Source organism: Alkalicoccobacillus porphyridii (assembly GCF_007293315.1).
In the GTDB taxonomy this organism is placed as follows: domain Bacteria; phylum Bacillota; class Bacilli; order Bacillales; family Bacillaceae_D; genus Alkalicoccobacillus; species Alkalicoccobacillus porphyridii.
This window is the reverse complement of sequence record NZ_VLXZ01000013.1, coordinates 32816-46106: the sequence shown is the minus strand read 5'-3', so window position 1 is coordinate 46106 and position 13291 is coordinate 32816. Positions and strand designations below refer to the sequence as shown.

At 39.5% G+C, this 13291-nt stretch carries 14 protein-coding genes; 4 read left to right on the top strand and 10 right to left on the bottom strand.

Translation table 11 applies throughout. From position 1 onward, the window contains the following. Positions 1-194 precede the first annotated feature (194 nt). The 4 genes from FN960_RS17350 to FN960_RS17335 all read left to right on the top strand — a co-directional run bounded on the left by FN960_RS17350 (position 195) and on the right by FN960_RS17335 (position 4467). The gene (locus tag FN960_RS17350; RefSeq protein WP_143850126.1) at positions 195-758 is read left to right on the top strand and encodes a chromate transporter; all 564 of its coding nucleotides are present in this window, start codon (positions 195-197) and stop codon (positions 756-758) included. Positions 759-770: 12 nt separating this feature from the next. Further along, the gene (locus FN960_RS17345; RefSeq protein ID WP_143850125.1) at positions 771-1301 is read left to right on the top strand and encodes a chromate transporter; all 531 of its coding nucleotides are present in this window, start codon (positions 771-773) and stop codon (positions 1299-1301) included. Positions 1302-1377: 76 nt separating this feature from the next. Continuing rightward, positions 1378-3156 carry a M3 family oligoendopeptidase gene (locus FN960_RS17340; protein ID WP_143850124.1) on the top strand — a complete coding sequence of 593 codons (1779 nt, stop codon included), beginning with the start codon at positions 1378-1380 and terminating at the stop codon, positions 3154-3156. Between the two features lie 339 nt (positions 3157-3495). Further along, positions 3496-4467 carry a bile acid:sodium symporter family protein gene (locus FN960_RS17335; protein ID WP_143850123.1) on the top strand — a complete coding sequence of 324 codons (972 nt, stop codon included), beginning with the start codon at positions 3496-3498 and terminating at the stop codon, positions 4465-4467. A 52-nt stretch (positions 4468-4519) separates the two neighbouring features. On the opposite strand, the gene FN960_RS17330 is transcribed toward FN960_RS17335, so the two are convergent. The 10 genes from FN960_RS17330 to FN960_RS17285 form a co-directional block, all read right to left on the bottom strand. Then, a complete protein-coding gene (locus tag FN960_RS17330; protein WP_143850122.1) occupies positions 4520-4870 on the bottom strand; it encodes a hypothetical protein in 351 nt (116 codons plus the stop codon). A 12-nt stretch (positions 4871-4882) separates the two neighbouring features. After that, a complete protein-coding gene (locus FN960_RS17325; RefSeq protein WP_143850121.1) occupies positions 4883-5374 on the bottom strand; it encodes a PH domain-containing protein in 492 nt (163 codons plus the stop codon). A 345-nt stretch (positions 5375-5719) separates the two neighbouring features. After that, on the bottom strand, positions 5720-6094 hold the full coding sequence (locus FN960_RS17320; protein ID WP_143850120.1) for a YwqH-like family protein: 375 nt from the start codon (positions 6092-6094) through the stop codon (positions 5720-5722). Between the two features lie 18 nt (positions 6095-6112). Then, positions 6113-6595 carry a PH domain-containing protein gene (locus FN960_RS17315; RefSeq protein ID WP_143850119.1) on the bottom strand — a complete coding sequence of 161 codons (483 nt, stop codon included), beginning with the start codon at positions 6593-6595 and terminating at the stop codon, positions 6113-6115. Between the two features lie 24 nt (positions 6596-6619). Continuing rightward, positions 6620-7426 (bottom strand): YfjC family protein, encoded by an 807-nt coding sequence (locus FN960_RS17310; protein ID WP_143850118.1) that lies wholly within the window; start codon positions 7424-7426, stop codon positions 6620-6622. A gap of 464 nt (positions 7427-7890) precedes the next feature. Beyond that, positions 7891-9333 (bottom strand): T7SS effector LXG polymorphic toxin, encoded by a 1443-nt coding sequence (locus FN960_RS23350; protein ID WP_143850117.1) that lies wholly within the window; start codon positions 9331-9333, stop codon positions 7891-7893. 4 nt (positions 9334-9337) lie between these two features. Further along, positions 9338-9616 (bottom strand): DUF5344 family protein, encoded by a 279-nt coding sequence (locus FN960_RS17300; RefSeq protein ID WP_143850116.1) that lies wholly within the window; start codon positions 9614-9616, stop codon positions 9338-9340. Between the two features lie 31 nt (positions 9617-9647). Further along, a complete protein-coding gene (locus FN960_RS17295) occupies positions 9648-9926 on the bottom strand; it encodes a TIGR04197 family type VII secretion effector (protein WP_185971086.1) in 279 nt (92 codons plus the stop codon). Positions 9927-10157: 231 nt separating this feature from the next. Further along, on the bottom strand, positions 10158-11189 hold the full coding sequence (locus tag FN960_RS17290) for a cytochrome d ubiquinol oxidase subunit II (RefSeq protein ID WP_143850114.1): 1032 nt from the start codon (positions 11187-11189) through the stop codon (positions 10158-10160). A gap of 14 nt (positions 11190-11203) precedes the next feature. Further along, positions 11204-12556, bottom strand: coding sequence for a cytochrome ubiquinol oxidase subunit I (locus tag FN960_RS17285; RefSeq protein ID WP_143850113.1), 1353 nt, complete (start codon positions 12554-12556; stop codon positions 11204-11206). Between the last annotated feature and the right edge of the window lie 735 nt (positions 12557-13291).

Sequence of the window (13291 nt, the reverse complement as noted above, 5' to 3'; positions counted from 1 at the left end):
GATATAGTGGCTTGATGGCAAAGATATTTGCTGTCAGGCTTTTTTTTGAACATTCAGTAGCACTTCTCCACAATCTAAATTATTTCGTGGATAGATTAATATTTTAAAAGGTTTTGTAATCCCCTGTTTGTCAGAGACCATCATTTGCATTAGTATTAGTAGGAATATGTTTTTGTAAGGTAGGAGGAAAGGTAATGAATTGGAAGCTACAGAAGGATATATTTATCGCATTTTTTCGTTCAACGATGCTTGGATATGGTGGGGGACCATCAACCATTCCCTTAGTCCATGATGAAGTCGTCAAGCGTTATAAGTGGATGGATGATGAGGAATTTGCTGATATCTTAGCGATAGGGAATACGTTGCCAGGGCCAATTGCGACCAAAATGTCAGGGTACATTGGCTATCGGCTTGGTGGCTGGGCAGGGATGTTAAATGCATTATTTGCCACAGTCATTCCGACTGTTGTCATTCTTATCGGGCTTATTAGTCTTTTGGCATCTTTTAGTGAGTCGCCGATAGTAGAAGGAATGACTCAAGCTGTAACACCAGTCGTGGGAGTCATGCTACTTGTCATGACATTTACATTTGTGAAGCAGTCAGGAAAAGGGTTAGGTTGGACAGGAGCGATTATACTCGGCGTTGTTAGTTTAATAGCTATGGAACTTCTCGGCATTCATCCAGCTATTTTGATTGTCGTTTTGATGGCATATGCATTACTGAAACCAGCTAAGAAACAAGAAGAGCAAAAAGGTTAAAAGGAGTAAGCAATGATACTTTTACAACTATTTATCGCATTTTTTATCCCAGGTATAGTCGGTTACGGAGGTGGCCCGCCATCCATTCCACTTATTCAAAATGAAGTGGTCAGTCGTTATGGCTGGATGACCAATCAGGATTTTGGTGAACTTGTCGCCTTGTCTAATGCATTGCCTGGACCAATTGCAACAAAGCTGGCTGGGCAAATAGGCTATGAAGTAGCTGGTATTCCAGGAGCAGCTGTGGCCTTATTTGCGACCGTTGCACCTACTGTATTTTTAATGATTGTTCTCTTAAATATATTATTAAAATTTAAAGACTCACCAAAGGTAAAATTGCTAACAAAGCTAATCAAACCAACTATCGCTATTCTTTTAGCGGTACTAGCCTATGATTTCTTTGTGACCTCGTGGGAGGGAGCCGGCTCAATTCAAACCATCATTCTAATTGTAGGAAGCTATGTTTTGCTAGAGGTGGTCAAAGTTCATCCAGCCCTTGTTATCCTCGGATCATTACTATATGGAGCAATTATACTTTCTTAATTAGTAGATGTTATCTTCTGAAAAATTTGATAAACTAGATATTACGTAAGGCGAAATAGTCTAGGAGGAGATACATATGCACTTTCCGGAAAATTGGGACTTAGAAACGTTTTTTGCAGGTGGTAGTGAATCTAGTGAATTTCTGGACTTTTTGGTAAAGACAAAAAACCAGTTAAAGCAATTAGATCAGCAGCTTGAGGGAGAGTTGACGTTAGCTCAGCTTACAGAAGGACTCGTCCATGTTCAGCAAATCGGCTTGCGTCAACAGCACGCAGGTGGGTTTGTCAGCTGCTTAACGGCTCAAAACGTCAAAGACAAGCAGGCTCTGCTTTTGCAAGGGCAGTTACTAGAAATAGGGGCTAAGCTTCAAACCCTTTCAGATAAACTGGAACAAGAGCTTGCTAGCTTATCAGATTCGGATTTTGCAAAACTAACTGAGCAGTCTGAGCTAGATGGAGTAACTTTTAATTTACAAGAAAAAAGACAACAAGCTATAGAAAAACTCTCTCCAGCAGAAGAAAAACTGGCTGCTGGTTTAGCTATTGATGGTTATCACGCATGGGGGAACTTCTACAATCAAGCTGTGGGGCGTATGGAAATTCCGTTTGAAGAAGATGGGGAAGTAAAATCTCTCTCAGCTGGGCAGCTACAAAATCGCATGAACTCAAGTGACCGCTCTGTGCGCGAAAGTGCCTTTAAAGTAAACGAAGAAGCATGGCAAAAGGAAGCAGATGTGTTCTCACAAACAATTAACCACCTTGCCGGGTTCCGCTTAAAGCTTTACGAAGCAAGAGGCTGGGATAACGTATTAAAAGAACCATTAGCTTATAACCGCATGGAAGAAAAAACACTTAATGCGATGTGGGATACGATCACGGCAAACAAGCCAGCGTTCTATCAATTTATGGAGAAAAAAGCCGAGCTCCTTGGCATTGAGAAACTTTCCTTTCATGACGTAAACGCACCGCTCCCACTTGAGAATGATAAGAAAATCAGCTATCAGGAAGCGTGTGATCTCATCATCAAGCATTTCCGCGCCTTTAGTCCGAAGCTGGCAGAATTTACAGAAGGCGCCTTGCGCGACGGTTGGATTGAAGCCGAAGACCGTGCTGGGAAACGTCCAGGAGGCTTTTGTACAAGCTTCCCATTAAAGAAGCAATCACGAATCTTTATGACCTATGACGGTACAATGGCAAATGTCGCGACCCTAGCTCATGAGCTAGGTCACGCTTACCATAGCCACTGCTTAACCGAAAAGCAACCATTTGCACGCAAATACGCAATGAATGTGGCCGAAACCGCCTCAACCTTTGCAGAAGCCATCGTTTCTGATGCCTTAGTAGAGGAAGCGGAAAGCAAGGAACTAAAGCTATCACTACTCGAAAACAAAATCTCACGCGCACTCGCTTTCTTTATGAACATTCACGCGAGATTCCTATTTGAAACAAGATTTTATGAAGCACGTAAGCAAAAAAGCCTCTCAGTAGAGGAGCTAAACGCATTAATGGAAGAAGCTCAACGCGAAGCTTTTGGAAACCAGCTCACAGAATACTCACCAAGCTTCTGGGCATCCAAACTGCACTTCCATATCACCCACGTGCCATTCTATAACTTCCCGTATACATTCGGATATCTATTCAGCCAAGGCATCTATAAGCAGGCGCTTGAAGCTGGAGGATCCTTCGAAGACAGCTACATCGCCTTACTCGAAGACACCGCCAGCATGACTGTCGAAGACCTGGCTAAGAAACACCTAGACGCTGATCTTACAGACGCATCGTTCTGGCAGCAAGCCATTGATGTAGTCCTAGCAGATATCGAAGAATTTAACCGCTTGGCAGATGAATTGAAATAAGGATGAGGAGGAACGCAGTTTGTGGACTGCGTTTCTTTGTATTTAAAAGGGGAAGAGAGCATGTGGAGCAAAAACACATTTTAAAGCACGTGCCGTGAATTTCAAATGCGCGAAATCTAAGGTGAATTGCGCGAAAATAGAGAAGAGCTGCGCGAAATTTCGATTCCGGTGCGCGAAAATTTTTAAAATGAGCGGAAAGGGAGGAAGTGCTCAAAGAATGATCAGAGCTGTGTAGCGAATAAGTCTGCAAAATCAACCCCGTGCTCAATACAGCTTCCCTTTCATATGGTAAACTAAAAATAAAAAGGTCCATTTCATTTGTAAGGTAGGAGAGATTGAATGTTAGATACGCTGAACCGGTTTTTAGAAAGAGCGTTGCCCATTCTCACACCTATGGGAGTTATCACAGGTGTGATGTTAAGCACGTTTTTCTCAAGCTATGTATTTTTAGTTCCTTTTATTTTTGCATTTATTACGTTTGCTAGCAGCCTAGCCATTAGTCCTAAAGATATGAAAAATATCGTTCATTATCCCGCGCCCATTCTTACTAGTATGGTCATTATCCAAGTCATCATGCCGCTCCTAGCATTTGGACTTGGGCACGCTTTTTTTGCAGGAAACGTTGAGACGATTGCCGGCCTAGTGCTTGCTTTTACGATACCTACCGGAGTCGTTACCCTCATGTGGGTTTCGATTTATAATGGTAGCAGAAGCTTGACCCTTGCTATCATTCTTATAAATACATTGATCTCTCCATTCATCGTGCCCTTAACACTCAGTATTTTGATTGGAGGACAAATTTCACTGGATACGTGGGGAGTGATGAGCGGTCTCATCATGATGGTGATTCTCCCATCAGCTTTAGGTATCTTAGTGAATCATCTAAGAAAAGGCAATATCATTCGAATGAGTAAAACCCTTGCCCCATTAGCTAAACTAAGCTTACTGACCGTCATTATGCTCAACGGCTCCATCGTAGCACCTTATCTCACATCTATAGACGCAACGGTTATAACCATCTTTTTTGTTGTTCTAACACTAGCCATCACAAGCTATCTAATCGGTTTCTTTGGCTCCAGACGCCTCGGCTTTGCCTCCGACATCTCAATCAGCGTCATGTTTAACTCCGGAATGAGAAACATTGGAGTGGGTGCAGCCATTGCTGTAGTGTATTTTCCACCGGCCGTTTCGTTGCCAGTTATACTCGGAACCCTGTTCCAGCAAGTGCTTGCAGCTCTGTTCGGAAAATTTATTAGTCGAAAACTGCAAAAAGAGCAGCCGGAGATGGATCCAGCTGTGAGGATGGAATAAATAAAAAGCACCCCATCGAATGAAAATATTCAATGAGGTGCTTTTATTCATTTTATGAATCTAAAAAATCAAAAAAACCTATTATATCTAAAAAGGGAAATATAATACCGAAAACAGTAAAGATTATAGTGATAAGAGCAAATAAGAAAATGGCAAGAGTCCGTAAATAACCATATTTTTTATAAACAGCATGGTAAGAGAAATACGCTAAGCTCATTGTTAAATAAAAGTAAACATTAAAGACCTTATCAGCCCAATGAGTGGCATTCTTCGTCCAATATCGCTCTATATTCCAACGCTGCCAAGACCCAGATGGACCCCCAAAAGCTAAACCTAATGCTGTGGCAGCTTGAATGCTGAAACAAGACATGATAAAGATTAATAAAATTTTTAAGAGTAGCAATGATAGTCTCCTTTATATAGGTTCATTAGATCTCTTCAGAGTGGGAACTTTATTTTGTAGTTCAAGAATAAATTTTTCTTCATTTTTAGGGGTGATTTGAACATAGGGTCTTTTTTTATCATTTAATGTAATCGTGATTCCGTTACTAAAATTTGTTACTACGCGTAAAGCGCCCTGATTCTTAGATTCTACAATATGGTCTATTTTCGAACTAGTAGGATGAATACCTCTCATTGTTTCATATTTGGTTCTAAACTTCATTCCACCTGTATGGATTATAAGTTCGTTTTCACATAGTTCGTATGTAATTCTCGGTAGTGAATAAATAGTATATGGAACAAATATACCTACTATTGGTAATAGGATATATTTAGCATGTTTATATCTTGATCCAGGTGATGGGCCTATCCATGAATAGACTAAAGCGACCACAGCAATTAATAAAATTAAGCTAACTAAAATAATATACTTTTTATCAAATTTAGTTTTATACAGTTCTTTCATCTCCTCACAGCTTGATTACAGATAGTTGTTTTAGTTTGAATTCATAATCCATTATCAATAGCTCGGTCATAATTAATATAACTTTATCCAAAATTGTGAACCATTCTATTCAATTTAATTCATACAAAAATCTAACTATCCTGATTAGATTTAATGCTTAATTAAAAAACTCCCGATACGATACTTGGGAGTTTTTTAAAAGAAATTTTATAGTCCTTGTGAAGGTTTATTTGATGAGATCGGTATATTATCTAAAGTTTTATTGGTCGGTTAATTAAGCTCAAGTTATTTGGATTATGATATGCAATTGCCACAGCACTAATAAAATGGTGACAATATTCAATATTAATCCTTAGCCAATTCTCTTTGTAAAGCAGCTTTATAATTTTGAAGATTCTGGGTTTGGAAAGTAAGCGTGTCTTGAGAATGATTGATTGCATTATCTACACGATCTAGAGCGTCATCCACTTTATCTAAGAGGGAATTATACGTATCAATAACCCCACTTTCGCGATTGTCTTCGAATTTATCTGCGTGTTTCCCCCGCCAAGTTGATGCCGTTAATTCAGGTTCGCTATAATTAGGTTTTGAACTATTCATGCTTGCTCTTCTAGCTTTTAATTTCCCCCGACAATCACGAAGACGTTCGTTTTCAGCTACTGAAGATGCTAAAGCGATCTCTTGATTAAAGATAAGCCTGCGATAGTATGATTCAGACATGCTTAGCCTCCTTTAAAGTTATAATGGGTCGTTAGATCTTTCTAAATTAGGAACTTTTTCAAGAAGTGCATTTAGAAATTTCTCTTCTTCTTTAGGAGATATTTTTACGAATGACCATTTTGCGTTTAAGCGGATTGCTGTTCCGCTAAATGCAGTCATCGTACGCAATCCATTGATATTAGATAATAGGTTAAAAGTGCTCTTAAGATTTTGGTTAACTGGATGGACAGATTCCATTAACTCATACTCAACTTTGTATTTGGAAAACCCTGAGCGAATATACAAGCCATCTTCCTTAAGTTCATAAAATGTGTTTACCGCAACATTGTGAAAAATAGGAATACCGATAATCAATCCTAAAATCAATCCTGGTCCATAAAAATAAAGCGAACGAGTACTAGTATTACCAGAAAAATAAATTGAGAATAATATCACTAGGCAGATAAGTAAAGACGTTGTTAGCACTGTGATGAATTTCCAGTCTAATTTTGATTTGTACATTTTTTACTCCTTCTTATTACACCATTAATTGAGGACAGGTGTATCAGTATGATTAAAGAGATTCATACATTCCTCAATCCAAGAATTCGTATCTTTTAGTTCGAAAGCAACGAATACTTCGTTATCATTTTCAATATATTTAATGCACCAGATTCCATTTTTTGAAGGTAGTAAGAATAAGATATTAGTCATTTTACTTTCTTCGCCAGAATCTTCTAAATAGAACCTACTTATATTGTCAAGTTGCCACTTATAATTATTTAAGTCCTCTTTAAAGTTTATAAAACTATCTTTAAAGGGTGCGTCTTCAAGGTTATTAGCTAATATGTCCACATTTGATGAATCACTCAATAATTCAAATTGATTTGGAGTTAGTACAAAAGCAGAGCCTTTTAACGGAGTAGGACTTTCAATTAAATAAAAATCTCTAATATCTTCTTTAATTTCTTTTAGAGAAACGTAACCAAACTCATGTATTATGCCGTTTACTACAATATGCTCGATCCAGTAGTCTTCCGATACAGAGTGAAATAATAAAGAAGTATCTTGAGCTTGGTTTATGAGTCGAACTAGATGAGGGGACGAAGCATAATTTTTTATAAAGTCTTGAAGCTCATTGGTTAAAGGTACTTCATCATTTTCTGCTTTATCGTAATCCCATACGCCTTTTAACATAAGTTGGTGAGAGGCACCATCAAGTAGGGTATCCCATGCATCTGTTGATTTTTCGCCAAATACACTTTCCCCTAGCCCCTTTGCAGTTTCTTGGTAACCGCAGAGGGTGAGGAGTAGGATTAGTTCTTCTGTGGTGCAAGTTAGGTTAGGTTGCATATACACTTCTCCCTTATAAAAATTATAGTAAGTATTAACTAGGCAATATATAAAATTAACTAAAGGAAGCTACATAAATTTCAAAACATTATTTTAGATTTATTTTTTTAATCGAACTTGCCTGAGCTATCTAACATTGGAGCAATGAAAACAAGTATAAACAACCACAGGAAAAGAAAACATGAACCATAAATTAAAGATGTTTTCCAAGTAGAGTATTTATTGAACAAATGCATATACGTTGGATAAGCCAAGCTCATGGTAACGATATATACCCCATTGAAAATCCATTCATTAGTTTTTTGGGGATTTTTAGTCCAAAAACCTGCAATGTAATGTCGATAAATTGGTCCTAATATTGTTAAGCAAAAAGCGTTAATAGATTGAAAAACTAGAAAAAATACAACTATACCCAATAATAATAAATTCAAGTTCATGTGAATTTCACCTCGTTACAAATAGTACTATTTAAACCAACCTACTACACTTGATTTTATATCATTATATTTATTTCCGATATTAGTTACTGTCTCATTAAAGTCTTCTTTGAGTTGACCTGATGTTATATATTCAACCCCATCTTTTATAGCAGGAGCTATTTTTTCACCTACATAAGCACCAGCTACACTTCCAACGCCAGCTCCGATTAATGTACCCGCCGGTCCAGCTATAGATCCTAATGCACCTCCAATAACTGCACCTGCTGTTGCAGAACCCCCTTCAACCAAAGTACCTGCCCCAGCTCTAAAAAGCTTAGTTACTCCTGACTTATCTTCATGACCCTCCCCATAAAATTCATCATATATATTTGTTGCGGCAGTTGCTCCCCAGCCAATTGGACCTAGAGCTCTAGTAAACTTTGAATCTAGAACTTTATAAGTTGCACTATCACCAAATCTACCTTTATTAACTTCAAAATTTGATAATTTTTGAGCAGTAGAACGTATAGTTTCATTCTTAGATGCTCCAATAGCTATTTCTACAATACCTCTTTTAGTAGCATTAATCCCTTGATGGAATGCATATTTTGCCTTATCTATATATTTATTACTGAATTCCATTGAGTTGAATTTTCTTGTTAAAGTCCTACTATATTGAGTGTAATTTGTTTTTGTAGCCTTATTTATCCCTTTGGAGAATCCAGCAGCAATGTTTTGAGAGCCAACTAGTAAAGCACCACTATAACCTAAAAACCCACTTACTGCTCCTAAACCTTCACTAATATTTTTTCTGTTAGCCTGTTTATTTAATTCCTGATACGATTCTTCACTTTTGATTGTAGATCTGCTGAAATTACTTATCGACATATCCCCAGAAGAAATCATGGTTTCAACGCGACTCGTCAATGTTTTTATTAAATCAAATGAGTCTCTGACAGACTCTAAAGGTGATTTCATTTCACTATCAAGATTATGTAATGCGGTAACGGTATCATCTGCATCTTTTTGAGATGAGCTTAATCCTTCAATAATTGAGGCGTAATTGAAATTCGGGAGCCTCACAACATCACTATATTCATTGGACAGGTCAAATAAGCCTTCACCATGATTCTCAGTTGTATCTTTTAATTGGTCAAGTTTATTATGAAGCGTGGATGTAAGAAACTCTTGATCAATTATAGCATCTTCGGAAAGTTCATTTGATATTTGATTTCTCATTGTCTCACAATGCGAGCTGAAATCTTTAAGTGCTGTTTGTAAATGTTCGACAATGGGAAGGTGTACATCTACTAAGAATCGATTAATACTACTTGCAGTTTTCCCGGAAGATGGCATGCGAAGACTAGTTTCTTGTGAACTTAGAAACCGTCTATAACTATTTAATTGAGTGCTTTGATCATTAACTGTCTCTCCAATTGACTCTAATAACGAAATAGTATGTGAAGCATCAATTGATTTTTCTGACATAAGATCACCCCTTTGCAATCTCTGTAGCAACTTGAGATTCTGCTTGAATAAATTGATCAACTAATGATTCTATTTGATCAGCATTCGACAAGACAAGGCTCTGATAATTATTAAGTATATCCTGTGATAAACTCATAATTTCTAAAAGAAGATCAATAGAGTCTAGTTTAGTATTGTTCGTTGAATATGAATTGTTTGATATCGTGAGTTCATTAATCCTAGAACGCATGGTTTCAAATCTTCTTGTCATCATTTCTGGACTTAATTGAATTTCGTCACTCATTAATCTCACCTTCTTAAAAAGAATGTTTTTTCTAGCTTCTCGTAATCCCCTCCGCCACTTGTTTTTCTGCTTGGCTAAATTGTTCAATAAGCGATTCCATTTGGCTACTGTTTGTATCTACTAAGGATTTATATTGTCTAACGACTCTTTGTAGGTCTACCATGTTTTGTTTGGCGAGTGTAATCGCGTCTAGTTCTGTCCAACCTTCGTTATATACGGTTGTGATGGTGTGTAGGTTCTGGGAGCTGTTGCGGATGTTGCTGATGTTTGTTTTTTGTAATTGAGGATCTAGCTTAATTTCGTTACTCACTTGGGGGCATCTCCTTCCACTGTTATACAGGTCCTGAACTTATTCCCTTCAATATATTACCTTAATATTCATATCTAAACCTATTTTTTCAAGTAATTTTATTTTACTGGATAAAGATGTGCGTTCCTATCGTGCAAATGTCCTTTTTAGTAAGATTCTGTAATAAAAATGGGGGTCTTTAGTCCAAAAGAAAGTCCTTGCTCCCATGAAAGAGCAAGGACGTATTACCTATTACTTCAACAAATACCTTTTGTCTTTCATAAATAGGCGCCAGAACCAAATGAAGACGGGGATAAGCACTGCCATGCCTCCTGCGTATCCGAAAAGAAGCAGCCTAAACATCGTTTCGTTTGTAAAGGCCTCTTGCACAGTAACATCCGGATAGAGAAGGTAAGGGAGCTGAGCAGAGCTATAGGCGAAGCTAGCTAGTCCAAATTGTATGATAATAAATATGACCGCCATTCGAGGCTGACCGATGTGACGAGATTTATTAGTTGGCCACCACAGAGCGCTGTAGCCAATGAGAAAAGCTAGGAGTGAGGCACCGAGCAATGTGAGTCGCCAAGGCTCTGTAATGTTTTCAAACATCCACGGTGCATGAGGGATCAGTGTATAAATGGCTGCGGCAGCGAAGGCAAGAGTTATTGGACCAAGTGTCATCGCATTGCGGCGGTAGGTTTGATACGTTTCAATGGAATGGGCAGCACGAGCATAGTCACTTAAAAGAAGCGCCGATAAAAAAAGCTCTGTACTCAGACCAAATCCAATATGAGTGTAAAAGGTAGAGCTTGAGAACAGGCGATCCACTAATATATATTGATGGACCCCGTCGTTCATAATGTACCCGCCAATGGCTGCAGGGAGGATGGTGATTAGTAGGGCAGGGATTAACAGACCCGTCGTGCCAGAAAATATGGTTAAAATGCGTGAGTAGCGTTGAACGCTGTGAGAATAAACCATAAATGCACTACGGATGGTTAAGAGGATTAACACAAGGCTAAAAGGCACAATCATCAACGTGCCAACAGAGGCAGCACCATCGGGAAAAAATCCAACAAAGGCGACAACGAGAAGGACTAGAAATACATTGGTGACTTCCCATGATGGAGAGAGATAACGGTTTGCAATGCTTGAAGATTTTGTATCTGTCCGATTTTGATAATACATGGCCCAAAACCCTGCCCCAAAATCAATGGATCCAGCGATGGAATATATGAATAAAAACGCCCAGATTATGATCAGGGCAACGTTTAAAGAGTCCATGAATTCTCGCTCCTTTAGCTTTGTAGCGTTTCATTTTGTGTCGTGAATTCATCAGAAACTGGATTGCGTTTAAAGTAAAAATACATAACCAGGCCAGTAAGAACGAGCAAAAAGATATAGAGGACAGAAAACAAAAAGAAAAGGATGCCTAGGTTTCCTGAGTTTGTAGCGGCATCTGCTGTGCGCTGAATGCCGTAAATCGTCCAAGGCTGTCTTCCTGTACAGCTGTAAATCCAGCCGGTTTCAATGCCAATAATGGCGAGTGGTCCCGAGGCAACCAAGGAGGCAAGAAGCCACTTTGGGAAGCGAAGTTCAGTATGCTTACGGCGAATGAACCAAAGAAGGCAGCCAATGGCGGCAAGGCCCAACAAAATAAATCCGATACCCACCATCACATTAAAAAGGGTGTGAATAAATAGTGGAGGCCACTCATCCTGGGGAAAATCATTGAGTCCTTGAATCACACCATCTGTCGAACCAGTGGCGATCCAACTAAGCAGCCCAGGAATTTCAATGCCGCCAATCACACTTTCCGTTTCCACACTTGGTGTACCGAAAATAGTTAGGGCAGCGTTATCAGTCGTCTCGAATAACCCTTCAGAGGCAGCAAGCTTTATCGGTAATTCCTCGTAAAGCATAACCGCTGTTTCATGACCCGATAAAGCGGTAAAGCTCGACATGATTAGAGCAACAATCAGGGAAAGAACGAGACCTTTTTGGTGATAGGTGGTTTCTCTTTGGGTCAAGTGATTCTGTAGTAGTTTATAAGCAGCAACGGAAGCGAGTACAAATGCACCAGCCATAAAAGCCGTACCAACCACATGCTGTGCCGTCACAAAAAAGCTAGGAGCCTGGATAGCAGCAAGTGGATCGACATTCACAACCTGACCATCTACTAGCTCAAAGCCCCTTGGCGTATTCATCCAAGCATGCGCATTGGTAATGAGAATAGCAGAGGCTGCAGCACCAAACGCCACAAAAAACACAGCAATCAAACGTGTCACTGGACCAAGCCGATCAGCTGCATATACATAAATAGATAGGAAGAGAGCTTCTAGAAAGAAGGCAAAGATCTCAATTTGGAAGGGCAAGGCAATGACTTCACCAACAATTTTCATAAACTGCGGCCAAAGAAGAGAGAGCATAATCGCAACAATGGTACCAGACGGGATAGCTACCCCAAGTAAAACTGCAGCACCCTTTGTCCAGCGCTTAGCCAACAAAGTATAATCATTATCCTTCTTTATTAATCTCATGATCTCGGCAAGAAGAATCATAAGAGTGATACCCACCGTTAACGTCGCAAAGATTATATGAAAAGCCATAGACGAACCAAACAGCATTCTTGAAAGTAGCACACTATCCAAGTTATTCCATCCTCTCAAGCATAGTTGATGTTACCTTGTGTAAAAAAAGGATTAATATGCGTGAGATTTTATATCGCGAGTGGGGGTGGGAATATTTAGTGGGAGGAGAAGGGGCGGGGTTAAGAAGAGCAACAGTACAACCAAGAAAAATGAGCCGCTTAGCAAGAGGAAAGAGCAGGTTTTCAAGAGCCGAAGTCTATACCAAGGAGAACTGGCCGCATAGCAAGAGGAGGAGCCAGGTTACCAAGAGCCGCAGGGCTATACCAAGAAGAACCGGCCGCATAGCAAGAGAAAGGACCATGTTACCAAGAGCCAATGGGCTATACCAAGAAGAACCGGCCGCATAGCAAGAGGAAGGCCCATGTTACCAAGAACCGCAGGGCTATACCAAGAAGAACCGGCCGCATAGCAAGAGGAAGAATCATGTTACCAAGAATCGCAGGGCTATACAAAGAAGAACCAGTGGCATAGCAAGAGGAAGGATCATGTTACCAAGAGCCGCAGGGCTATACCAAGAAGAACCGGCCGCATAGCAAGAGGAAAATCATGTTACCAAGAATCGCAGGGCTATACCAAGAAGAACCAGCAGCATAGCAAGAGGAAGAATCATGTTACCAAGAGCCACAGCACCATACCAAGAAGAAACAACCGCATAGCAAGAGTAAGAGCCATGTTACCAAGAGCCGCAGGGCTATACCAAGAAGAACCATCCGCATAGCAAGAGGAAGGTCCATG

Bases quoted from the DNA above. Each gene is read 5' to 3' on its own strand.
- FN960_RS17315 (WP_143850119.1), bottom strand. From the start codon at position 6,595: ATGTACAAATCAAAATTAGACTGGAAATTCATCACAGTGCTAACAACG.
- FN960_RS17335 (WP_143850123.1), top strand. From the start codon at position 3,496: ATGTTAGATACGCTGAACCGGTTTTTAGAAAGAGCGTTGCCCATTCTC.
- FN960_RS17350 (WP_143850126.1), top strand. From the start codon at position 195: ATGAATTGGAAGCTACAGAAGGATATATTTATCGCATTTTTTCGTTCA.
- FN960_RS17290 (WP_143850114.1), bottom strand. From the start codon at position 11,189: ATGGACTCTTTAAACGTTGCCCTGATCATAATCTGGGCGTTTTTATTC.
- FN960_RS17345 (WP_143850125.1), top strand. From the start codon at position 771: ATGATACTTTTACAACTATTTATCGCATTTTTTATCCCAGGTATAGTC.
- FN960_RS23350 (WP_143850117.1), bottom strand. From the start codon at position 9,333: ATGTCAGAAAAATCAATTGATGCTTCACATACTATTTCGTTATTAGAG.
- FN960_RS17300 (WP_143850116.1), bottom strand. From the start codon at position 9,616: ATGAGTGACGAAATTCAATTAAGTCCAGAAATGATGACAAGAAGATTT.
- FN960_RS17340 (WP_143850124.1), top strand. From the start codon at position 1,378: ATGCACTTTCCGGAAAATTGGGACTTAGAAACGTTTTTTGCAGGTGGT.
- FN960_RS17320 (WP_143850120.1), bottom strand. From the start codon at position 6,094: ATGTCTGAATCATACTATCGCAGGCTTATCTTTAATCAAGAGATCGCT.
- FN960_RS17325 (WP_143850121.1), bottom strand. From the start codon at position 5,374: ATGAAAGAACTGTATAAAACTAAATTTGATAAAAAGTATATTATTTTA.
- FN960_RS17310 (WP_143850118.1), bottom strand. From the start codon at position 7,426: ATGCAACCTAACCTAACTTGCACCACAGAAGAACTAATCCTACTCCTC.